The sequence below is a fragment of the Stenotrophomonas sp. CFBP8994 genome (genome assembly GCF_034044835.1).
In the GTDB taxonomy this organism is placed as follows: Bacteria; Pseudomonadota; Gammaproteobacteria; order Xanthomonadales; family Xanthomonadaceae; genus Stenotrophomonas; species Stenotrophomonas rhizophila_A.
On sequence record NZ_JAXCWT010000001.1, the window covers coordinates 236,939 to 258,879 of the forward strand.

At 66.3% G+C, this 21,941-nt stretch carries 18 protein-coding genes; 11 read left to right on the plus strand and 7 right to left on the minus strand.

Going from position 1 to position 21,941, the window contains the following annotated elements:
* The first annotated feature begins 51 nt into the window (after positions 1-51).
* The 3 genes from SOM39_RS01195 to SOM39_RS01205 are packed head-to-tail and all read left to right on the plus strand — an operon-like array spanning position 52 to position 5,170.
* Positions 52-711: a TetR/AcrR family transcriptional regulator C-terminal domain-containing protein gene (locus SOM39_RS01195; protein WP_184127090.1), complete on the plus strand. Its 660-nt coding sequence runs from the start codon at positions 52-54 to the stop codon at positions 709-711.
* A complete protein-coding gene (locus tag SOM39_RS01200) occupies positions 711-1,985 on the plus strand; it encodes an efflux RND transporter periplasmic adaptor subunit (protein WP_320457242.1) in 1,275 nt (424 codons plus the stop codon). Before SOM39_RS01195 ends, SOM39_RS01200 begins: the two co-directional genes overlap by 1 nt.
* A 14-nt stretch (positions 1,986-1,999) precedes the next feature.
* A complete protein-coding gene (locus tag SOM39_RS01205) occupies positions 2,000-5,170 on the plus strand; it encodes a multidrug efflux RND transporter permease subunit (protein ID WP_320457243.1) in 3,171 nt (1,056 codons plus the stop codon).
* A gap of 576 nt (positions 5,171-5,746) precedes the next feature.
* Here the strand turns inward: SOM39_RS01205 and SOM39_RS01210 are convergent.
* Positions 5,747-6,922 carry an acyl-CoA dehydrogenase family protein gene (locus tag SOM39_RS01210; RefSeq protein WP_414715849.1) on the minus strand — a complete coding sequence of 392 codons (1,176 nt, stop codon included), beginning with the start codon at positions 6,920-6,922 and terminating at the stop codon, positions 5,747-5,749.
* Positions 6,923-7,041: 119 nt separating this feature from the next.
* Here SOM39_RS01210 and SOM39_RS01215 point away from each other — a divergent pair, with 119 nt between their 5' ends.
* From SOM39_RS01215 to SOM39_RS01230, 4 genes are read left to right on the plus strand one after another with little or no spacing between them, the layout of a single operon-like run.
* Complete coding sequence (locus SOM39_RS01215) at positions 7,042-7,971, plus strand: ArsR/SmtB family transcription factor (RefSeq protein WP_068852932.1); 930 nt, start codon at positions 7,042-7,044, stop codon at positions 7,969-7,971.
* Between the two features lie 12 nt (positions 7,972-7,983).
* On the plus strand, positions 7,984-9,072 hold the full coding sequence (locus SOM39_RS01220) for a homocysteine S-methyltransferase family protein (protein WP_320457244.1): 1,089 nt from the start codon (positions 7,984-7,986) through the stop codon (positions 9,070-9,072).
* The gene (metH, locus tag SOM39_RS01225) at positions 9,069-11,756 is read left to right on the plus strand and encodes a methionine synthase (protein WP_320457245.1); all 2,688 of its coding nucleotides are present in this window, start codon (positions 9,069-9,071) and stop codon (positions 11,754-11,756) included. The genes SOM39_RS01220 and metH overlap by 4 nt, the downstream gene beginning before the upstream one ends.
* Positions 11,753-12,937 (plus strand): MFS transporter, encoded by a 1,185-nt coding sequence (locus SOM39_RS01230; protein ID WP_320457246.1) that lies wholly within the window; start codon positions 11,753-11,755, stop codon positions 12,935-12,937. Before metH ends, SOM39_RS01230 begins: the two co-directional genes overlap by 4 nt.
* A 28-nt stretch (positions 12,938-12,965) precedes the next feature.
* Here the strand turns inward: SOM39_RS01230 and SOM39_RS01235 are convergent, their stop codons facing one another.
* The 6 genes from SOM39_RS01235 to SOM39_RS01260 form a co-directional block, all read right to left on the minus strand.
* On the minus strand, positions 12,966-15,038 hold the full coding sequence (locus SOM39_RS01235; protein WP_414715832.1) for an acyltransferase family protein: 2,073 nt from the start codon (positions 15,036-15,038) through the stop codon (positions 12,966-12,968).
* A gap of 90 nt (positions 15,039-15,128) precedes the next feature.
* Positions 15,129-15,836 carry a DUF2058 domain-containing protein gene (locus SOM39_RS01240; RefSeq protein ID WP_210130588.1) on the minus strand — a complete coding sequence of 236 codons (708 nt, stop codon included), beginning with the start codon at positions 15,834-15,836 and terminating at the stop codon, positions 15,129-15,131.
* Between the two features lie 13 nt (positions 15,837-15,849).
* Positions 15,850-16,089, minus strand: a complete 240-nt coding sequence (locus SOM39_RS01245; protein ID WP_068852947.1) for a SlyX family protein — start codon at positions 16,087-16,089, stop codon at positions 15,850-15,852.
* The gene (locus SOM39_RS01250) at positions 16,082-17,431 is read right to left on the minus strand and encodes a UDP-glucose dehydrogenase family protein (protein WP_068852950.1); all 1,350 of its coding nucleotides are present in this window, start codon (positions 17,429-17,431) and stop codon (positions 16,082-16,084) included. The genes SOM39_RS01245 and SOM39_RS01250 overlap by 8 nt, the downstream gene beginning before the upstream one ends.
* Positions 17,432-17,455: 24 nt before the next feature.
* Entirely contained in the window at positions 17,456-18,436 is a 981-nt protein-coding gene (locus SOM39_RS01255) for an FKBP-type peptidyl-prolyl cis-trans isomerase (RefSeq protein WP_217536114.1), read from the minus strand.
* A gap of 84 nt (positions 18,437-18,520) precedes the next feature.
* Complete coding sequence (locus tag SOM39_RS01260) at positions 18,521-19,042, minus strand: glutathione peroxidase (protein ID WP_068854696.1); 522 nt, start codon at positions 19,040-19,042, stop codon at positions 18,521-18,523.
* Between the two features lie 86 nt (positions 19,043-19,128).
* Here SOM39_RS01260 and SOM39_RS01265 point away from each other — a divergent pair, with 86 nt between their 5' ends.
* The 4 genes from SOM39_RS01265 to SOM39_RS01280 are packed head-to-tail and all read left to right on the plus strand — an operon-like array spanning position 19,129 to position 21,936.
* Positions 19,129-19,671, plus strand: a complete 543-nt coding sequence (locus tag SOM39_RS01265) for a hypothetical protein (RefSeq protein ID WP_320457248.1) — start codon at positions 19,129-19,131, stop codon at positions 19,669-19,671.
* A 2-nt stretch (positions 19,672-19,673) separates the two neighbouring features.
* Positions 19,674-20,036, plus strand: coding sequence for a GntR family transcriptional regulator (locus SOM39_RS01270; RefSeq protein ID WP_068852958.1), 363 nt, complete (start codon positions 19,674-19,676; stop codon positions 20,034-20,036).
* A complete protein-coding gene (locus SOM39_RS01275; RefSeq protein WP_210130589.1) occupies positions 20,033-20,908 on the plus strand; it encodes an ABC transporter ATP-binding protein in 876 nt (291 codons plus the stop codon). Before SOM39_RS01270 ends, SOM39_RS01275 begins: the two co-directional genes overlap by 4 nt.
* Positions 20,905-21,936, plus strand: coding sequence for a hypothetical protein (locus SOM39_RS01280; RefSeq protein ID WP_217536116.1), 1,032 nt, complete (start codon positions 20,905-20,907; stop codon positions 21,934-21,936). Before SOM39_RS01275 ends, SOM39_RS01280 begins: the two co-directional genes overlap by 4 nt.
* Positions 21,937-21,941: the final 5 nt, after the last annotated feature.

Consider the following 21,941-nt stretch of genomic DNA (forward strand, 5'->3'; position numbering starts at 1 on the left):
TACCGAACACAACGCTTCTCCAATTCTGAACTGGACGGTATAGTCCACCGCGTGAACTCCCCCTCTCCTGCCGCCGCCTCGCTGGACGCGCGCGATCATCGCGTGTTCGATGCCGTGCGCGATCTGATGGCCACCCAGGGCATGCAGCTGAGCATGGAGTCGGTGGCCCAGCAGGCCGGATGTTCCAAGCAGACCCTCTACAGCCGCTACGGCAGCAAGCAGGAACTGCTGCGCCGGGTGCTGCAGCGGCACCTGTGCCGGGCCACGGCCGGGCTTCGGGCACTGGAAGGCGATGACCTGCGCGGCTGCCTGCTGCAGTTCGCCTTCGATTACCTGGACCACTTCAACGAGCCGCATGTGGTCCAGACCCGCCGCTTGATCGCCGGAGAGGCGGCCCGTTTTCCCGATGAGGCACGTTCCCTGTATCGGGATGGGGCGGAAGCATTGACGTTTCACCTTGCTGAATGGATCCAACATCGCATCCACGAGGGGCTTCTGCGCCATGACGACCCGCACTTCATGGCCGAACTGCTATTGAGCATGATCGCGGGACAGGATTTCGAGAAGCAGCGCTTTCACACCCCCCACCGTGCCGACGCGTCACAGCGGCGCCGGTGGGCCGAATTTTCCGTGGACAGTTTCCTGCGCGCGTTCGCTGCGCCCGAGGCGATCCGCTTACCGCATTCAAACCAACACCGGAGTTTCTCCTGATGATCGCCCCACTCCGCACCCTCGCCCTGACGTGCGCTGTCGCCGTTGCGTTGACCGCCTGCAAGAAGCCGGAACAACAGACGCCCCCGCCGCCGGAAGTGGGCGTGATCGAAGCCAAGGCCGATACGCTGCCACTGCAGCGTGAGCTGGTGGGCCGCCTGTCGCCGTACCGCAGCGCCGACGTGCGCGCCCGCGTGCCGGGCGTGCTGCTCAAGCGCGTCTACCAGGAAGGCCAGGACGTCAAACGGGGCCAGGTGCTGTTCCTGATCGACCCGGCGCCGCTGCAGGCCGCATTGAATGCATCGCAGGCTGAGCTCGCGTCGGCCCAGGCCACCTATGCCAATGCCAAGGCCGCCGCCGCGCGCGCCCGCTCGCTGGCCCCCAAGCAGTTCGTCTCCAAGTCCGACCTGGACGCCGCCGAAGCCACCGAGCGCACCGCCGCCGCTGCCGTGCAGCAGGCGCAGGCCTCGCTGGCCAACGCGAAGATCAACCTCGGCTATGCCCAGGTCACCTCGCCCATCGCCGGCCGCGCCGGCAAGCAGCAGGTCACCGAAGGCGCGCTGGTCGGCCAGGGCGACATCACCCTGCTGACCACCGTGGACCAGCTGGACCCGCTGTTCGTCAACTTCTCGATGAGCTCCGACGAGCTGACCCAGCTGCGCCGTGCGCAGGCCGCCGGCGCGGTGTCGCTGAGCGGCGATGGCAAGTCGACCGTGCAGGTGAAGCTGTCCGACGGCACGATGTACGACCAGCCGGGCACGCTGGATTACTCCTCGGCCGTGGTCGACCCGTCCACCGGCGCGGTGACGCTGCGCGCAGTACTGCCCAACCCGCAGCAGATCCTGCTGCCGGGCGCCTTCGTCAGCTTCCAGGCCGTACTGGGTGAGCGCAAAAATGCGTTCCTCGTCCCGCTGCAGGCCCTGCAGCGCGACACCACCGGCGGCTTCGTGATGGTGGTCGGCAAGGACGGCAAGGTGGTGCGCAAGAACGTGGTCACCGAAGGCCAGCAGGGCAGCAACTGGCTGGTCACCAGCGGCATCGAACCGGGCGACCAGGTGATCGTGGCTGGCGTGCAGAAGGTCAAGGAAGGCTCGCCGGCCTCGGCCAAGCCGTGGACCCCGACCGCCGCCAACGGACCTGGCGCAGCGCCTGCGGGTGCCGCACCGGCTGCGGGCGCCGCCCCTGCCGCGGGCACCGCGCCGGCCGATGCCGCCGCTGATCCGGCCGCCAAGCCCTCCGATGGCGCTCCGGCTGCCGAACCGACCAAGCAATAACGGGACCTTCCGTCATGCCTAAATTTTTCATTGAACACCCGGTATTCGCCTGGGTGGTCGCGATCCTGATCTCGCTTGCGGGCGTGATCTCGATCCTGGGTCTGGGCGTGGAGTCCTACCCGAGCATCGCACCGCCCCAGGTGACGGTCAGCGCCACCTACCCCGGCGCCAGCGCCGACACCACCGAAAAGTCGGTCACCCAGGTGATCGAGCAGCAGCTGACCGGTATCGATCACCTGCTGTACTTCAGCTCCTCGTCGGCCTCCAACGGCCGCGCGACCATCACGCTGACCTTCGAAACCGGTACCGACGCGGACATCGCCCAGGTGCAGGTGCAGAACAAGGTGTCGCTGGCCACGCCGCGCCTGCCCACCGAAGTGACCCAGCAGGGCGTGGTGGTGGCCAAGGCCAACGCCGGCTTCCTGATGGTGGTGGCGCTGCAGTCGGACAGCGAAGCGATCACCCGCGATGCGCTCAACGACATCGTGGGTTCGCGCGTGCTCGACCAGATCTCGCGTATTCCCGGCGTGGGCAGCACCCAGCAGTTCGGTTCCGAGTACGCCATGAACATCTGGCTCAATCCGGAACGCATGCAGGGCTACAACCTCTCGGCCACCCAGGTACTGGCGGCGATCAAGGCCCAGAACGTGCAGTTCGCAGCCGGTTCGCTGGGCGCCGATCCGTCGCCGGCAGGCCACTACTTCACCGCCACGGTGTCGGCGGAGGGCCGCTTCAGCTCGCCTGACCAGTTCGAGAACATCATCCTGCGGGCCAACGCGGACGGTTCGCGCGTACTGCTCAAGGACGTGGCGCGCATCGCCTTCGGTGCCAACAACTACGGCTTCGATACCCAGTACAACGGCAAGCCGACCGGTGCCTTCGCGATCCAGCTGCTGCCGGGCGCCAACGCCCTGAACGTGGCCAACGCGGTCACCGCGAAGATGGATGAACTGGAATCCACCTTCCCGACCGGGGTCACCTGGTTCTCGCCGTACGACAGCACCACGTTCGTGAAGATCTCGATCGAGGAAGTGGTCAAGACCCTGATCGAAGCGATCGTGCTGGTCTTCCTGGTGATGCTGATCTTCCTGCAGAATTTCCGCGCCACCCTGATCCCCACGCTGGTCATCCCGGTCGCCCTGCTGGGCACCTTCCTGGGCATGAGCATCATCGGCTTCACCATCAACCAGCTGACCCTGTTTGCGATGGTGCTGGCGATCGGCATCGTGGTCGATGACGCCATCGTGGTCATCGAGAACGTCGAACGCATCATGACCGAGGAGAAGCTGCCGCCGAAGGCCGCCACCCAGAAGGCCATGACCCAGATCACCGGCGCGGTGGTGGCCATCACCGTGGTGCTGGCGGCGGTGTTCATTCCGTCGGCGCTGCAGGGCGGTGCCGCCGGTGAGATCTACAAGCAGTTCGCGCTGACCATCGCCATCGCGATGGCGTTCTCGGCGTTCCTGGCGCTGGGCTTCACCCCGGCGCTGTGCGCGACCTTCCTGAAGGCCACGCACGGCGAACCGAACGTGGTCTACCGCACCTTCAACAAGTACTACGACAAGATCAGTGGCACCTACGTGGGCCACATCACCTCGGCGGTGAAGCATGCGCCGCGCTGGATGATCCTGTTCGTGGTGCTCACCGTGCTGTGCGGCTTCCTGTTCACCCGCATGCCGGGCAGCTTCCTGCCGGAAGAAGACCAGGGCTATGCGCTGGCGATCGTGCAGCTGCCGCCGGGCTCGACCAAGGCGCAGACCAATGCGACCTTCGCGCAGATGCGCGGCATCCTGGAAAAGCAGGATGGCTTCGAAGGCATGCTGCAGGTGGCCGGTTTCAGCTTCGTCGGCTCGGGCGAAAACGTGGGCATGGGCTTCATCCGGCTCAAGCCGTGGGCGGACCGTGACATCACGGTGCCCGAGTTCATCCAGAACATGAACGGCGCGTTCTACGGCATCAAGGAGGCGCAGATCTTCGTGGTCAACCTGCCCACGGTGCAGGGCCTGGGCCAGTTCGGCGGCTTCGACATGTGGCTGCAGGACCGCGGCGGTGCCGGCTTCGAACAGCTGACGCAGGCGCGCAACATCCTGCTGGGCAAGGCAGCCGAGGAGAAGGAACTGCTCACCGGCGTGCGCCCGAACGGACTGGAAAACGCGCCGCAGCTGCAGCTGCACGTGGACCGCGTGCAGGCGCAGACGATGGGCCTGTCAGTGTCGGACGTGTACAGCACCATCCAGCTGATGCTGGCGCCGGTATACGTGAACGACTTCTTCTACCAGGGCCGCATCAAGCGCGTGACCATGCAGGCCGATGGTCCGTTCCGCACCGGTGCCGAGTCGTTGAACAGCTTCTACACGCCCAGCTCGCTGCAGACCAACGCCGACGGTACGCCGGCGATGATTCCGCTGAGCACGGTGGTGAAGTCCGAATGGGTGTCGGCACCGCCATCGCTGAGCCGCTACAACGGCTATTCGGCGATCAACATCGTCGGTTCGCAGGCACCGGGCAAGAGCTCGGGCGAAGCGATGCAGGCAATGGAGCGGATCGTGCAGGACGACCTGCCGGCAGGCTTCGGCTATGACTGGTCGGGCATGTCCTACCAGGAAATCCTGGCGGGCAATGCGGCCACGCTGCTGCTGGTGCTGTCGATCGTGGTGGTGTTCCTGTGCCTTGCGGCGCTGTATGAAAGCTGGTCGATCCCGGTGGCGGTGCTGCTGGTGGTACCGCTGGGCGTCCTGGGTGCGCTGTCGTTCTCGCTCGCCCGTGGCCTGCCCAACGATCTGTACTTCAAGATCGGCCTGATCACGGTGATCGGCCTGGCGGCGAAGAACGCGATCCTGATCGTGGAGTTCGCGGTGGAGCAGCGCGCAGCAGGCAAGAACCTGCGCGAGGCGACCATCGAAGCCTCGCGCCTGCGCTTCCGGCCGATCCTGATGACCTCGTTCGCGTTCATCATGGGCGTGATCCCGATGGCGATCTCCACCGGTGCCGGCGCCAACGCGCGTCACGCCATCGGTACGGGCGTGATCGGCGGCATGGTATTCGCCACCTTCCTGGGCCTGCTGATGATCCCGGTGTTCTTCGTGGTGGTCCGCCGCATGCTGGGCGACAAGCTGGACGAACCGTCCAAGGAGTTCCTGGAACGCCAGGGCGAAGCCACCGCGGCGCATCGCCCGGATCGTTGATCTCTGTTTGATTGAAACGCGAAAGGCCCTGGAGCGATCCGGGGCCTTTTTTTTTGCGGTTGCCCGCTTGCTGTGTTGCCGGGCGCTGCCCGGCTGCTGATGCATTTGTGCGAACAGCCTGCGGCTGGGACGATCTCTGGCTAGGCGGGTCGTTGCCACGGGAAAAGCCGGTGTGCCGGCGATGCCGGCACCTGCTTCGATCAGTTCAATGCGTTATCGAACGTGGAAATTTTCACGGCGGTTGTTTGGGAACCAACCCTACCGGCTGGCTCGGTGCCCTGTGCTTTTTCCTTGGCCTCCTGCCTACTTTCAAAGGCGGGCCGGGGCGGGTTTGCGGGGGCTTTGCGAAACATGGATGTTTCGCAAGAGCCTCCAGGGACGGATTCACGGCGCCCCCCGCAAACCCGCACCGGCTCGCCAACTCCGGCAAACCCATGGCCAACGGCTGTTCGCCCAGATGCATGAAGCTACCGGGCGCAGCCCGGTACCCAGGTACACCATGCAGTCAGACACCCCAAAAGCAATCGGGGCCCCAAAAGGGCCCCGATGCTTTGGTCAGTACAGCGAGAAGCCGCCTCAGCGCAGACCGGTTTCGTTGCGGGCGATGACCAGGCGCTGGATTTCCGAGGTGCCTTCATAGATCTCGGTGATCTTGGCATCACGGAAGTAACGCTCCAGCGGCATTTCCTTGGAGTAACCCATGCCGCCGTGGATCTGCACGGCCTGGTGGGTGATCCACATCGCCGCTTCGGAAGCGGTCAGCTTGGCGATGGCCGCTTCGTTGCTGAAACGCTTGCCCTGGCCCTTCACCCATGCCGCGCGCAGGGTCAGCAGCAGTGCTGCGTCCAGCTTGCACTTCATGTCGGCGATCTTGGCCTGGGTCATCTGGAACGTGCCGATCGCCGCGCCGAAGGCCTTGCGGTCCTTCACGTATTCGATCGTGGCCTCATAGGCCGCACGTGCGATGCCGATTGCCTGCGACGCGATGCCGATACGGCCGGCGTCCAGCACGCCCATCGCGATCTTGAAGCCCTCGCCTTCCTTGCCCACCACGTCTTCGGCCGCCGCCACGTAATCCTGGAACTCGATCTCGCAGGTGGCCGAGGCGCGGATGCCGAGCTTCGGCTCGGTCTTGCCGCGGTGGAAGCCGGCCTTGTCGGTGTCGATCATGAACGCAGTGATGCCACGCGCCCCCTGCTCCGGGTCGGTCATGGCAAACAGCACGATGTACCTGGCCACCGGACCGGAGGTGATCCAGCTCTTCTTGCCGTTGATCACATAGGTGCCGTCGGCCTGCTTGACCGCGCGGCAACGCATGGCCGTGGCGTCCGAACCGGACTGCGGCTCGGTCAACGCGAACGCGCCGATGGCCTCGCCCTCGGCGATGGCGCGCACGTACTTCTGCTTCTGCGCCTCGCTGCCGTGGGTCAGGATGCCGTTGCAGAACAGCGAGTTGTTGACCGACATGATGGTCGAATGCGCGGCGTCGCCCGCGGCAACCTCCACCATCGCCAGCACGTAGGCAATCGGGTCCATGCCCGCGCCGCCGTACTCGGCCGGCACTTCGATGCCCATCAGGCCGTTTTCGCCCAGCAGGCGGATGTTGTCCAGCGGGAACTCGCCGGTACGGTCATGGTGCTCGGCGCTCGGCGCGATCTTTTCCTGCGCGATGCGGCGCGCAACGTCCTGCAGCATCAGCTGCTCTTCGGTGAAACTGAAATCCACGAAACCCTCCCAGGAACATGTCGATATGGCCGCGCCGGGCGCGTCCAGGTGCGGCGATTGTACCGGGGGCCACCCAATCCGGGCTGACTTGACCGCGATGGCGCCAAAGGACGAAAATATCTCTATATCGCGATAGGTAGATATTTATGGATCTCGAGGACTGGTCGGTCCGGCTGAAAGTGTTCGCCGACGCCACCCGCGTGCGCCTGTTGGCGCTGCTGGAGCAGGAAGAACTCACCGTGGCCGAGCTGTCGGCCATCACCACCCTGGCCCAGCCGCGGGTGTCGACCCACCTGGCCCGCCTCAAGGAAGCCGGCCTGGTGCGCGACCGGCGCGCAGGCGTGTCGGCGTACTACCGCTTCGACGATGCCGCGCTGGACCCGGCCCAACGCGCATTGTGGCACGCCCTGAGCACCGGCAGCGACGACCCGCTGCTGCGCCAGGATGCTGAACGCGTGGCCAGCGTGCTGGCCAGTCGCGCCGCCGACCAGAACTGGGCCGACAGCGTGGCCGGCGACATGGAACGCCATTACTCGCCGGGCCGCACCTGGGAAGCGCTGGCGCGCACCGCGCTGCCGCTGCTGGAAACCGGGGACGTGCTCGATATCGCCTCCGGCGATGGCGTGCTGGCGGAACTGGTGGCCCCGCATGCCAAGCGCTACGTCTGCATCGACACCAGCGCCCGCGTCGTGGCCGCCGCCAGCGAACGCCTGCGCCGCCTGGCCAACGTGGAAGTGCGCGAGGGCGACATGCATGCCCTGCCCTTCAAGGACCGCAGCTTCGACCTGGTGGTGCTGATGCATGCACTGACCTACGCCGCCAAGCCGGCCCAGGCCGTGGCCGAAGGCGCGCGCGTGCTGCGCTCCGGTGGCCGCCTGCTGCTCTGCAGCCTGGCCCGCCACGAGCACAAGGCCGCCGTCGAGGCCTATGGCCACGTCAACCTGGGTTTCTCGGACAAGGAACTGCGTAAGTTCGCCGAGAAGGCCGGCCTGGTGGTCTCCAGCCTGGAAACGGTGACCCGCGAAAAGCGTCCGCCGCATTTTGAAGTCATTTCGCTGATTGCCAGCAAGCCCTGAGGTTTCCCCGCGATGTCCCTGCCCTGGCTGCACCCCGATCGTGTCCGCGCCCTTGAAGACGCGCTGGCCCAGCGCATCCTGATCATCGACGGTGCGATGGGCACCATGATCCAGCGGCACGGGCTGGAGGAAGGCGATTACCGCGGGGAACGCTTCGCCGGTGGCTTCGACCACCAGCACGGCGCCGGCTGCGACCACGGCACGCCGGAAGGCCACGACCTCAAGGGCAACAACGACCTGCTGCTGCTGACCCGCCCGGAGGTGATCGCAGATATCCACACCGCGTACCTGCAGGCCGGGGCCGACCTGGTCGAAACCAACACCTTCAATGCCACCTCGGTAAGCCAGGCCGATTACCACCTGGAACACCTGGTGTACGAGTTGAACAAGGCCGGCGCTGCCGTCGCGCGCGCCTGCTGCGATGCGGTCGAAGCCAACACCCCGGATAAACCGCGTTTCGTCATCGGCGTGCTGGGGCCGACCAGCCGCACCGCCTCGATCAGCCCCGACGTGAACGATCCCGGTTTCCGCAACACCAGCTTCGATGCGCTGCGCGAGACCTACCGCGAGGCCATCGATGGCCTGATCGACGGCGGCGCAGACACCCTGATGGTGGAAACCATCTTCGACACGCTCAATGCCAAGGCCGCGCTGTTCGCCATCGAAGAAGCTTTCGATGCGCGCGGCGCGCGCCTGCCGATCATGATCTCCGGCACCATCACCGATGCCTCCGGGCGCACCCTCTCGGGCCAGACCGCCGACGCCTTCCACGCGTCGCTCGCCCACGCGCGCCCTCTGTCGATCGGCCTGAACTGCGCGCTAGGCGCCGACGCGATGCGACCGCACGTGGAAACCCTGGGCCAGGTGGCCGACTGTTACGTCAGCGCCCACCCCAACGCCGGGCTGCCCAACGCCTTCGGTGAGTACGACGAGACCCCGGACGAAATGGCCGCCACCCTGCGCGGTTTCGCCGAGGACGGCCTGCTCAACCTGGTGGGTGGCTGCTGCGGTTCCACCCCCGACCACATCCGTGCCATCGCCCAGGCCGTGGCCGGCCTGCGGCCGCGCGCACTACCCGGCGCGCAGGAGCAGGCGGCATGAACGCACCTACGCGCCACACCCGGCTGTCCGGGCTGGAACCGCTGGTCATCACCCCGGACCTGCTGTTCGTCAACATCGGAGAGCGCACCAACGTCACCGGCAGCGCGCAGTTCCGCAAGCTGGTCAAGGAAGAGCGCTACGAAGAAGCGGTGGAAGTGGCCCGCCAGCAGGTCGCCAGCGGCGCGCAGATCCTCGACGTCAACATGGACGAAGGCCTGATCGATTCCGAGAAGGCGATGACCCGCTATCTCAACCTGATCATGTCCGAGCCGGATATCGCGCGCATCCCGGTGATGGTCGATTCGTCCAAGTGGAGCGTGATCGAAGCCGGGCTGAAGTGCCTGCAGGGCAAGAGCGTGGTCAATTCGATCTCGCTCAAGGAAGGCGAGGCGCTGTTCATCGAACACGCACGCAAGGTGCTGCGCTACGGCGCGGCCGCGGTGGTGATGGCCTTCGACGAGCAGGGCCAGGCCGATACCTGCGCGCGCAAGGTGGAAATCTGCACCCGTGCCTACCGGATCCTGGTCGACCAGGTCGGCTTCCCGCCCCAGGACATCATCTTCGACCCGAACATCTTCGCCGTGGCCACCGGCATCGAAGAGCACGACAACTACGCGGTGGACTTCATCGAAGCCACCCGCATCATCAAGCGCACACTGCCGCATTGCCATGTGTCCGGTGGCGTGTCCAACGTGTCGTTCTCGTTCCGTGGCAACGAAACGGTGCGCCAGGCCATCCATGCGGTGTTCCTGTACCACGCCATCGCGGCGGGCATGGACATGGGCATCGTCAACGCCGGCGCCATGCCGATCTACGACGACCTGGATGCCGAACTGCGCGAGCGCGTGGAGGACGTGATCCTCAACCGCCGTCCGGATGGCACCGAGCGCCTGCTGGAGATCGCCGAGCGCTACAAGGGCAGGAAGGGCGAGATCAAGGGCGAAGACCTGGCCTGGCGCGAAAAGCCGATCGACGCGCGCCTGGCGCATGCGCTGGTGCACGGCCTGGATGCTTGGGTCGAAGCCGATACCGAGGAGGCACGGATCCGTTCCAGCCGCCCGCTGGACGTGATCGAAGGACCGCTGATGGACGGCATGAACGTGGTCGGCGACCTGTTCGGCGCCGGCAAGATGTTCCTGCCGCAGGTGGTCAAATCCGCGCGCGTGATGAAGAAGGCGGTGGCCTACCTGCTGCCCTTCATCGAAGCCGAAAAGGCGCGCAGCGGCGATACCGCCAAGAGCAACGGCAAGATCATCATGGCCACGGTGAAGGGTGATGTGCATGACATCGGCAAGAACATCGTCGGCGTGGTGCTCGCGTGCAACAACTTCGAGGTGATCGACCTCGGCGTGATGGTGCCGGCGCAGAAGATCCTGGACGCGGCCCGCGCCGAGAACGCCGACATCATCGGCCTGTCCGGGTTGATCACCCCGTCGCTGGAAGAAATGAGCCACGTGGCCCGCGAGATGGAGCGGCAGGGCTTCACCCTGCCCTTGATGATCGGCGGCGCCACCACCTCGCGCGCGCACACCGCGCTGAAGATCGACCCGCATTACAAGGCGCCCACGGTGTGGGTGAAGGATGCCTCGCGGGCAGTGGGCGTGGCCCAGTCGCTGATCTCCAGCGAACTGCGCGAGGCCTTCGTGGCCGCCAACGAGGCCGACTACGCCGACATCCGCCAGCGCCACCGCAACCGCGGCGATGCCAAACGCCTGGTGACCCTGGCCAAGGCCCGCGCGCAGCGTTTCGACGGCAACTGGGCGCAGTACCAGCCGCCGGCCCCGCGCAGGCCGGGCCTGCACGTGCTGGATGACTACCCGCTGGCCGATCTGGTGGGGGTGATCGACTGGACCCCGTTTTTCCAGGCCTGGGAACTGGCCGGCAAGTACCCGGCCATCCTCACCGACGAGATCGTGGGCACCCAGGCCAGCGAGCTGTACCGCGATGCGCGCGCGATGCTCAAGCGCATCGTCGACGAGCGTTGGCTGACCGCCAAGGCGGTGTTCGGACTGTGGCCGGCCAACAGCGTGGGCGACGATGTGCACCTGACCACCGAGGATGGCCCGGCCGTACTGCACTTCCTGCGCCAGCAGGTGGACAAGCCGGTGGAGCGCCCGGACTTCTGCTTGGCCGATTTCATTGCGCCGGCCGACAGCGGCCGCCAGGACTGGATCGGCGCGTTCGCGGTCACCGCCGGGATCGGGATCGACCCGCACGTCGCCCGCTTCGAGGCCGACCACGACGACTACAACGCGATCCTGCTCAAGGCGCTGGCCGACCGCCTGGCCGAAGCCCTGGCCGAGCGCCTGCACCAGCAGGTGCGCACCGATTACTGGGGCTACCAGCCGGACGAGGCACTGGACAACGACGCGTTGATTGCCGAGCAATACAGCGGCATCCGCCCGGCGCCGGGCTACCCCGCCTGCCCCGAGCACAGCGAGAAAGCCACGCTGTTCCGCCTGCTCGATGCGGAAAACAACGCGGACATGCAGCTGACCGAGAGCTTTGCGATGCTGCCCACCGCGGCGGTTTCCGGCTATTACTTCAGCCACCCGCAGAGCCAGTATTTCGTGGTCGGCCGGGTCACCCGCGAGCAGGTCGGCGATTACGCCAAACGCAAGGGCGTGGAACGCGCGCAGGTCGAACGCTGGCTGGCCTCCAACCTGGATTACGATCCGGAATGAACGCGGTTCCGGTCGCCCGCCTCTCCAGCTACTACCTGTTCTACTACGCGGCGCTCGGCGCATTCACCCCGTACTGGTCGCTGTTCCTGACCGCGCGCGGGATGAGCGTGACCGCGATCAGCGTCATGATGGGGATCTGGTACGCCACCCGCATCGTGGCGCCCACGACGTGGACCTCGATTGCCGCCGCCTCGCGGCACCCGATCCGCTGGCTGCGCGTGGGCAGCGTGCTGACCCTGCTCACCTTCTGCGCGTTCCTGCTGCCGCTGCCACTGCCGTGGATGTACCCGGCCATGGTGGTGTTCTGCTTCTTCTACAACGCGGTGATGCCGCAATTCGAATCGATCACCCTCACCCACCTGGGCAACGACAGCCACCGCTACGGGCTGATCCGGGTGTGGGGCTCGCTGGGCTTCATCGCGGTGGTGATGGGCTTTGGCTGGCTGATCGAAGGCAGCGGCGGTGCCGGCAACGCGCACCTGCTGCCGTGGCTGATGCTGCCGCTGTTCGCGTTGCTGGTGGGCTCGGCGTTTGCCAACTACTACGCGCGCGATTTCCATCGCGCGGATGGCGATGCCAGCGGCTTCTGGCAGATCGTGCGCAAACCGCAGGTGCTGGCGTTCTTCCTGGCCGCGTTCATGGAACAGCTGTCGTTCGGGCCGTACTACACGTTCTTTTCGGTCTACATGGATCACCACGGCTATGCGACCTCCACGCTGGGGCTGCTGTGGACGATCGGCGTGGTGTTCGAGGTCGGCGTGTTCTTCACCATCGGCCGCTTCTTCCGCCGCTATGACGCCAGCTGGATGCTGCTGATCGCCTTGGTCAGCTCCACCCTGCGCTGGACCGTCACCGCACTGTTCCCGGACCACCTGGGGGTGATGCTGGTGGCGCAGACCGCGCATGCGCTGGGATTTGCGGCCTTCTTCGCGGCGGCCATGCAGATGCTGGCGACCTACTTCCCGGGCCGGCTCAACGGGCACGGCCAGGGGCTGCTGTATGGCTTCTCGTCAGGCGTCGGCGGCGTGCTCGGCGCGTTGATCGCCGGCCAGCTGTGGAACATCGACCAGGGCCGCACCGCATTCCTGGCCGGCGCGGGGTTTGCGTTCGCCGGTGCACTGCTGTGCTTCTTCGCGATCAGCCTGCCGCTGTTGCGGAGACAAAGGCGCGTTTCCGCCTGAGGTCCATGCGTCAATGCACCGATAAGCGTTATCTGCCCTGCCGCACCGCTTGCAGGTGGCGGCTGAAACCGGGCAACAACACCCGGTTGCCGTAGCCGCTCAGGTGGTCGGCGTCGAAATACAGCGGCCTGCCGTCTGCGTCGGGCCTGCACACGTCGCCCGGGCACAACGCCGGTAACGGATCCCACACGCTTGCACCCGGCAACGCGGCGGCAACCTGGCGCAGGCTGTCCAGCACCGGCGCGCGCATTGCCTCCACCTGCGCGCGCGGAATCTGCATGCCATTGACGCAGATCGGGTTGTGGCGGTTGAACGCATCCGAGCAGCGGTACGGCGGTGCAGGCAGCACCGGCTTGGGCGCTTCCAGCACGATCCGCACGCCGCGTTCGGCCAAGGGACGCAGCTGTTCGATCGAGGCGATTACCTCGGCAGCCCGCCCCTGCACCGCCGCCGGGCTGGCCAGATCGGCGGCTACCTGGGCCGCATCGAACAGCTGGTACTGCTCGGCCAGGCGCGGAATGCGCAGCCCGGGCAGGAACAGCACGTCACCGGCACGCGCGGCAGCCTGTATATCCTCCAGCACATTACGGGTGTACACCTCGCAGCCCGGGTTCGGACCCCGCCAGGCCTGCATGCCCACCAGCGCGCAACCGCCACTGCCGTACAGGCGAACCTGCCCGCCGTCCTGCACCACCTTGCGCCGCAGCAGCTCGTTATAGACCAGGGCATGCGAATCGCCGGCCACGAACAACACGTCCGCCGCCCCGCTGCCGCCCTTGCACTCGCCCCGCTGCAGCAGCCGCGCCTGTCCCCCGGCGACCGGAATGCTGGATTCGACCACGCGGCAGTCGGGCACTTCCTTCTTCAGCCCCTTCGCATACGGGTACCAGTCCAACGGATGCCGGCTCACCGTACTGAAGGAAATGTGTCGCTGCTGCTTGACCAGCACCGACTGCAGACCGGCGCCCAGTACCAGTACGGCCAACCCCAGCAGTACCCAGCGCCCGTTGGTCCGGGGGCCGCGCGAGCCATGCCGCAGCGGCTGCTCCACCCAGCGCCAGGACAGCCACGCCAGCGCGAACACCAGCGCCACCGCGCACGCCCCGGCCAGCACGGTTTCCAGCCCCACGGTCCAGCGGAACAGTACGAACACCGGCCAATGCCACAGGTACAGCGAGTAGGAGAGCTTGCCGACCCAGACCATCGGCGGGCTGGCCAGCGCGCGCCCGGTCCAGCCCTGCGGATGTCGCTGCAGCAGCCCCAGCAGCGCCACCGTGGAGAGCACCGGCCACAGCCCGTCCGGCCACGGCGAGTGGCCCGGTCGCGCCGCCCACAACCCGTAGCCCAGCCCCGCCACCGCCAGCAGCAGCAAAGGCGAACGCCACGACAGTCCACGCGCCAGCGGCGCCGCATCGAAACGACCGGCCAGCGTCATTGCCTGGTACAGCAGCACGCCAGCACCGAGCTGCCAGAACCGCGTGGTGGTGACGTAGAACGCCTGGATCTCCTGCCCGCCCTGCCCGACCAGCCGCAGCGCGTAGGCCAGCGACGCAACGGTGGCGACGGCGAACAATCCCAGCGACAGCGCGCGCGTCCGCCCGCCCCGCGACCACGCCAGGAACAGCAGCGGGAACAGCAGGTAGAACTGCTCCTCCACGCCCAGCGACCAGGTGTGGGTATACGGATTGAATTCGGTGCGCGGCGAGAAGTAGTCGTTGCCGGTGGCGGCCAGCACCCAGTTGCTCAGCCCGAAAAATGCGCGGCGGCCAGTCTTGTCGCTGGTTTCGCTGAGCCAGGATTCTGGAATGAACAGCGCACTGAACAGCGCGGTGACCAGCAGGCACACCACCAGCGCCGGCACGATCCGGCGGATGCGGCGCGCGTAGAAACGCATCAGGCCCTGCCAGCCGCCGAGCGCCGGCAGGCGATCGACCGAGGCGCTGACCACGAAGCCGGAGATCACGAAAAACACATCCACACCGGTGAAGCCACCGGGCAGCCAGCTCGCCTTGAGGTGGTACAGGATGACCGACAACACGGCGACCGCACGCAGGCCGTCGATATGCGGGACGTAGGTTTGTCGCAATTGGCTTTCCTGCATGCACACTCCTTTGCCGCACGACCAACGGTCGTGCGCTACCGCATTCATCCCGTCAGGTAGGTATCGACCGTCGGTCGATACCCGCTTTTTTTACCAGACCAGGTCGTCAGGCACCTGGTAGGCCGGATCGGCGTACGGGTCGTCTTCGGCCGGGGCGTTGGGGTCCACGCGCAGTGCCACGGCCGGGGCGAAGATCGCTTCGGCTTCGTCCAGCACCGCTGCGGTCACCAGCAGGTAGCGGCCGGTGCTCTGCAGCACGCCCAGTTCGCCGGCGTTGAGCTGGCGCAGCTGCTCGGCGGTGACATAGATGCGCTTGATCTTGCCGCCGTACGGGAAGTGCCGCGCGATGTCAGCCGCTTCATCGTTGAGCGCCTTGTCCTTGAGCAGCTCGTCGAGCTTGACCTTGGCTTCGCGGCGCACGCGCGCCTCTTCCTGCTTCAGCCGCTCGGCTTCGATCCGGTCGTCTTTTTCCTTCTGCGCACGGATCGCGTAGGCCTTGGCCAGGTCGATGTCCTCGCGCGAGCGCGGCTTGCCCTGGCCGGGGTTCTGGCCCTGGCCGGGACGTGCGTTGCCGCCGGGGCGGCCCTTGCCCTGGGGGCCACGACGGGCATCGCCCTCGCGCGGCGGGCGCTGGCCATCGCGCGGCCCACGGGCGCCCTCACCGGCCTTGGCCTGCGGTCGGGCACCCTGCGGCGCGTTGGAGGGCCGGCCATCGCGGCGGGCGTCGGGCTTGCGTTCGGGCTTGGGCGCGGCTTTGAAGCCAAGGCCCAGCAGCTGGTCGCGGAGGGTATCGCTCATGACGTTGGGTCGATCAGTAGTGCGGGGGCGGCGGTTCTTCGCCCGAATCGGAATACAGCGCGTTGCGGACCTTGCCCAGGTCCTCCAGCAGCAGGCGGGTCAGGTCCGCGTTGCGGCTGCCCTCGATGCGGGCATCGGCCAGGGCTTCGCTCAGCTCGGCCAAGGCCTGTTCCTGGAAGGACACCCGCATTTCAAGTTCGACCAGGCGCGCTTCCAGCGCCTGCTCACGCGCGGTGGGAGTGGAATCATGCATGCAGCGAACGTCCCCGGCCAATGCCGTAATAGGCCAGGCCCGCGGCTTCGATCTCCTGCGGGTCGTACAGGTTGCGACCGTCGAACACGACGGCGTCTTTCAGCGTGTCACGCAGGTGGGCGAAATCCGGGCTGCGGAACTGCTTCCATTCGGTAACCACCACCAGCGCATCGGCGCCATCCAGCGCGTCATTGGCGCTGTCGCAGAACACCAGGTCGTCGCGCTCGCCGAAGATGCGGCGGGCCTCGTCGGTGGCTTCCGGGTCGTACGCGCGGACGGTGGCACCGCCTTCCCACAGCTGTGCCAGCAGGCGGCGGCTGGAGGCTTCGCGCATGTCATCGGTGTTCGGCTTGAAGGCCAGGCCCCACACCGCGAAGGTGCGGCCGCGCACGCCCTCATCCTCGCCACGGTCGTAGTGGCGCTGGATCAGCTGGAACAGGTGCCCCTTCTGCGCATCGTTGACCGCTTCCACCGCATTGAGCAGCTTGGGCTCATGCCCGTACTGCTGCGCGGTGCGGGCCAGCGCCTGCACGTCCTTGGGGAAACACGAGCCGCCGTAACCGGCGCCCGGGTAGATGAAGTGCCAGCCGATGCGCGGGTCCGAGCCGATGCCCTGGCGGACCTGTTCGACATCGGCACCGACTTTCTCGGCGATGTTGGCGATTTCGTTCATGAACGAAATCTTGGTCGCCAGCATGGCGTTGGCAGCGTACTTGGTCAGCTCGGCCGAGCGCACGTCCATCTCCACCACGCGGTCGTGGTTGCGGTTGAACGGCGCGTACAAGCGGCGCATCAGCGCCACCGACTCGGCATTGGCCGCGCCGATCACGATACGGTCCGGCCGCATGCAGTCGGCCACGGCGTCGCCTTCCTTGAGGAATTCGGGGTTGGAGACCACGTCGAAGGCGATCTCCTCGCCGCGCTCGGCCAGCGCCTGGGCGATGGCGGCACGGACCTTGTCGGCCGTGCCTACCGGCACGGTCGACTTGTTCACCACCACGGTCGGCACACGCATGTGCCGGCCGATGGTGCGGGCCACGGCCAGCACGTACTGCAGGTCGGCGCTGCCGTCCTCGTCCGGTGGCGTGCCCACGGCAATGAAGATCACCTGGCCATGCGCGATCGCGGCCTCGGCGTCGGTGGTGAAGGCCAGCCGCAACGCGGCATGGTTGGCCTTGACCATCGGCTCCAGGCCCGGCTCATAGATCGGGATGACGCCGCGGTTGAGGCCATCCACCTTGGCCTGGTCGATATCGACGCAGACCACCTGGTGGCCGACATCGGCCAGGCAGGTACCCGTGACCAGACCGACGTAGCCGGTACCGAAGATTGAGACGCGCATGTCCGTGTTGACTCCAGTTCCGTTTTACGGAGCAATGCCCAGCAGTTCGACGTCGAAGGTCAGCGTCGCGTTCGGACCGATCGGACCGCCCGGGGTGCCCTGCTCGCCATAGGCCAGCTCGCCCGGGATCCAGAAGCGGTACTTGGCGCCGACCGGCATCAGCTGCACGCCTTCCGACCAGCCCTTGACCACCTGGTCCAGGCCGAACTCGATCGGCTGGCCACGCTGGATGCTGCTGTCGAAGACGGTGCCGTCGAGCAGCTTGCCTTCGTAATGCACCTTGACCTTGCTGGTGGGGAGCGGGCGCTCGCCCGAACCGGGACGGATCACCTGGTACTGCAGGCCCGACGCGGTGGTGACCACGCCCGGCACGGTCTTGTTCTTGGCCATGAAGTCATTGCCGGCGCGGCGGTTGGTCTCGCCCTGGGCGGCGGCCTTGGCCTGCATTTCCGCCTGCTGGGCGGCCATGAAGCCTTCCATCGTGGCCTGGGCCTGTTCGGCGGTCATCTTCGGGGTGCCCTTGGCGAACGCGGTCTGCACGGCGTCGAACAGCGCGTCCAGGTCGACCTGGTCCTTCAACGGCGCCAGCGACGGGCCCACGGCATAGCTGCCCAGCATCAGGCCGACCTGTTCACGGTCCACCTTCGGCGGCTCGGTGCCCGGGGCCATGCCCGGAACCGGCTGGCCGGCCTTGACGGCCATCGCCATGCGCAGCGCCTGGTCGGTCTTCTGCGCCTGTTCCTGGGTGATCAGCGGCTGCTTGCCTTCGAAGGCGTTGGTCACCGCGCGGCGCAGGGCCGCGATGTCGATCTGGTCGGCAATCGGCTCGAAGGACTTGGCCACGTCCATACCAATGGCGTAGCCGACTTTTTCACGCTGGGAGGTCAAAGCAGAAGTCTCCTTGGCGGCCGCGCCTGCGGCCGGTTGTTGCGACATCACGGTACCGGTGGCACCCATCGCCAGAATCAGAACCGACGCCGCAGCGCCGCGCATTCCCATCTTCATTTGCTGCTTTCCTGGAAGTGACTGGACGCCGACGTCGGCGCGAAAGCGATCATTGTCGCACGCACGTGCGAGATGTCGAGGATGTCAGCGCTTTGCAGGCGCAACGGACAGCTCACGTTCGATTGCCGCCACCAGTTCCTTGTCGTCCGGCTTGACCTTGCTGGAGAACTGCGCCACCACCCGGCCATCGCGCGATAGCAGATACTTGTGGAAGTTCCAGCCGGGCGCAACGCCGGTGGCGGCGGTCAGGCGCTGGTACAGCGGCGTGGCGTCGGTGCCGGTGACCTGCACTTTCTGGAACATCGGGAACTTCACGCCATAGGTAAGCGTGCAGAACTCCTGGATCTCCTTCTCGCTGCCCGGCTCCTGGCCCTTGAAATCATTGGACGGGAAGCCCAGCACCGAGAAGCCGCGCGCGGCGTATCGGGTCTGCAGCCCTTCCAGCGCCTCGTACTGCGGGGTGAAGCCGCATTTGCTGGCGGTATTGACCACCAGCAGCACCTTGCCGCCGTACTGCTTTTCCAGGTTCACCTCGGTCTTGCCGGCCAGGGGCCGGTAGTTGAGGTCAAGCAGATCTGCGGCCTGGGCGGACCCGGCGCCCAGCATCCCGACCAGCAGCAGCCCACTGCCCCAGCGGCGGGCGCGCGCCCGGGTGGCGTGGAACGGGGAAGTCGCGCGGTGGGACTGGGGCATTGGAAACTCCGGTAAAGAGGCTGGAAAACCCTGTCCTGCAGGGGAAGGCGGACTATATCACCGGGCGTTTCAGTGCGCGGTTGACGTACATGGCCGTCACGCGGCTGAATACCGGCAGACTGATGCCCGCGCACTGCGGCACCATCAATCGCTTGATAATCAATGCGTTAACGCGATCGCGCCGCCACCGTCATGCCCCTGCCATCAGTTGGGGCATGTCGGGTATTGCACTTGGCTGTGCCGGTGTTATAGTTGCATACAACACCAGTCACCTGATGCAGGGGAAGCCCATGAACCGCATGCGCCACCACTCCGCCAAAGCCCTGACAGCCGCGTCCGCGCTGCTGTTGCTGGGCTGGTTCAGCATCCCTGCCGGTGACCGTGGCAGCGAGACCGCCACCGGTGCGTTTGAAAGCCCGCAGGACGCAGGCGTCATCCAGGCAGGGAACGCCGACGGCGCCCCCACGCCTCCCCGCCGGCTGCACAGCTCCCTGTCCATGCCTTACTTCTCATTCGCACAGTCGCTGAACCCACGGAGCTGACCATGAGCGATATCCAATGGAGCGATGGTGCTCCGATCTACCGTCAGCTGAAAGAACGCGTGATTGCCATGATGCTCGACAGCATCATCAAGCCCGGCGACGCGCTGCCTTCGGTTCGACAGGTGGCCGCCGAGTACCAGCTCAATCCCATCACCGTTTCGCGCGCCTACCAGGAACTGGCCGATGAAGGCCTGGTCGAGAAGCGCCGCGGCCTGGGCATGTTCATGACCGAAGAAGCGGCCACGCAGCTGCGCAGCAGCGAGCGCGACCGGTTCCTCAATGAAGAATGGCCGCTGGTCCTGGAGCGCATCCAGCGCCTGGGCCTGCGCCTCGACGAATTGCTGCCCCAGGGGAAATCCTCATGAATGCCGTTGCTAGTGATGTCGTCATTTCCGCTCGTGGCCTGCGCAAGGCCTACAAATCCACGCTCGCGCTGGACAACACCAGCTTCACCATCGCCCCGGGCCGGATCACCGGCCTGATCGGCCCCAACGGCGCGGGCAAGACCACCCTGCTCAAGGCGCTGCTGGGTCTGACCCAGGTCGAGGGGGAGCTGAGCGTGCTGGGCCTGGACCCGACCGTGCAGCGCAACGCGCTGATGAATGATGTGTGCTTCATCGCCGACGTGGCGGTGCTGCCGCGCTGGATGAAGGTGCGCGAGGCGATCGATTTCGTCGCCGGGGTCCACCCGCGCTTCGATCGTGCCCGCTGCGAACGCTTCCTGGCCTCCACCAAGCTGCAGCCGCGCCAGCGCGTACGTGAACTGTCCAAGGGCATGATCGTGCAGCTGCACCTGGCGCTGGTGATGGCCATCGACGCCAAGGTGCTGGTGCTGGACGAGCCCACCCTGGGCCTGGACATCCTGTACCGCAAGGAGTTCTACCAGCGCCTGCTGGAAGACTACTTCGACGAGCAGAAAACGATCATCGTGACCACCCACCAGGTGGAAGAGATCGAACACATCCTCACCGACGTGATGTTCATCCGCGACGGCCGCATCGTGCTCACCACCGACATGGAAGACGTCGGCGAGCGCTACACCGAAGTGCTGGTGTCGGCCGAAACGCTGGAATCGGCGCGTGCGCTGAAGCCGATCGACGAGCGCAGCCTGCCGTTCGGCAAGACCGTACTGCTGTTCGACGGGGTGCCGCGCGCCCAGCTCACTCCGCTTGGCGAAATCCGCAGCCCGGGGCTGGCGGATCTGTTCGTGGCCATCATGAAGGGAACCTACGCATGAACACCGTCCACTTCCACCCCATCAGCAAGGCCAGTACCTTCAAGTGGCTGCTCAAGCGTGAGTACTGGGAAAACCGCGGCGGTTTCCTGTGGGCACCGCTGATCGCCGGCGGCATTTCGCTGGTGATGAGCCTGATCGGCATCCTGCTCGGCCTGTGGGGCCTGCGCCGCGCGGCAGAGAGCGGTGACCTGCACATCGACAACACCAACATCAATGTCAACGGCCTGGACCTGAAGCTGCTGACCGCCCACATGGATGCCAAGGGCATGGCCGACCTCGGCAATGCCCTGGACGCCACCCTGGTACTGAGCTCGCTGTGGCCGTTCGTGGTGCTGGCCTTCGTGGTGTTCTTCTACTGCCTGGGTGCCCTGTACGACGACCGCCGCGACCGCAGCATCCTGTTCTGGAAGTCGCTGCCGCTGTCGGACACGCAGACCGTGCTGTCCAAGGCGCTGAGCGCGCTGCTGGTGGCCCCGGTGATCGCGGTGATCGCCTCGGTGCTGACCATGTTCGGCTTCATGGCGATCCTCTCGGTGGTGGTGCTGGCCCATGGCGGCAACCCGCTGACCCTGATCTGGGGCCCGGCCAGCCCGCTGGCGTTCGTGGCCAGCCACCTGTCCTGGCTGCCGGTGTACCTGCTGTGGGCCCTGCCGACCGTGGGCTGGCTGCTGATGTGGTCGGCGTGGGCCAAGTCCAAGCCGTTCCTGTGGGCCGTCATGCTGCCGCTGTTTGCCGGCATCATCGTCAGCACCACCCACGTCATGAATCTGTTCAACATGACCAGCGGCTGGTTCTGGCAGCACATCGTCGGCCGCCTGCTGCTGGGCACGCTGCCGGGCAGCGACCTGTTCTACCGCACCGACCAGCTGCAGTCGGTGATGCGCGACAGCGACAACGTGGCCGCGGCGCTGTCGCCGTCCAGCCAGCTGGCCGCACTCGCCCTGCCCGAGCTGTGGATCGGCGCTGCCTTCGGTGTCGCGTTCATCATCATCGCCATCCGCCTGCGCCGCCGCGCCGGCGAAATCTGACCCCG

Coding starts and splice junctions, on each gene's coding strand:
- SOM39_RS01200 (WP_320457242.1), top strand. CDS start 711: ATGATCGCCCCACTCCGCACCCTCGCCCTGACGTGCGCTGTCGCCGTT.
- SOM39_RS01270 (WP_068852958.1), top strand. CDS start 19,674: ATGAGCGATATCCAATGGAGCGATGGTGCTCCGATCTACCGTCAGCTG.
- SOM39_RS01245 (WP_068852947.1), bottom strand. CDS start 16,089: ATGCATGATTCCACTCCCACCGCGCGTGAGCAGGCGCTGGAAGCGCGC.
- SOM39_RS01220 (WP_320457244.1), top strand. CDS start 7,984: ATGTCCCTGCCCTGGCTGCACCCCGATCGTGTCCGCGCCCTTGAAGAC.
- SOM39_RS01240 (WP_210130588.1), bottom strand. CDS start 15,836: ATGAGCGATACCCTCCGCGACCAGCTGCTGGGCCTTGGCTTCAAAGCC.
- SOM39_RS01280 (WP_217536116.1), top strand. CDS start 20,905: ATGAACACCGTCCACTTCCACCCCATCAGCAAGGCCAGTACCTTCAAG.
- SOM39_RS01275 (WP_210130589.1), top strand. CDS start 20,033: ATGAATGCCGTTGCTAGTGATGTCGTCATTTCCGCTCGTGGCCTGCGC.
- SOM39_RS01205 (WP_320457243.1), top strand. CDS start 2,000: ATGCCTAAATTTTTCATTGAACACCCGGTATTCGCCTGGGTGGTCGCG.
- SOM39_RS01260 (WP_068854696.1), bottom strand. CDS start 19,042: ATGCTGGGCGCCGGGTCCGCCCAGGCCGCAGATCTGCTTGACCTCAAC.
- SOM39_RS01255 (WP_217536114.1), bottom strand. CDS start 18,436: ATGAAGATGGGAATGCGCGGCGCTGCGGCGTCGGTTCTGATTCTGGCG.
- SOM39_RS01230 (WP_320457246.1), top strand. CDS start 11,753: ATGAACGCGGTTCCGGTCGCCCGCCTCTCCAGCTACTACCTGTTCTAC.
- SOM39_RS01250 (WP_068852950.1), bottom strand. CDS start 17,431: ATGCGCGTCTCAATCTTCGGTACCGGCTACGTCGGTCTGGTCACGGGT.
- SOM39_RS01215 (WP_068852932.1), top strand. CDS start 7,042: ATGGATCTCGAGGACTGGTCGGTCCGGCTGAAAGTGTTCGCCGACGCC.
- SOM39_RS01235 (WP_414715832.1), bottom strand. CDS start 15,038: ATGCAGGAAAGCCAATTGCGACAAACCTACGTCCCGCATATCGACGGC.
- metH (WP_320457245.1), top strand. CDS start 9,069: ATGAACGCACCTACGCGCCACACCCGGCTGTCCGGGCTGGAACCGCTG.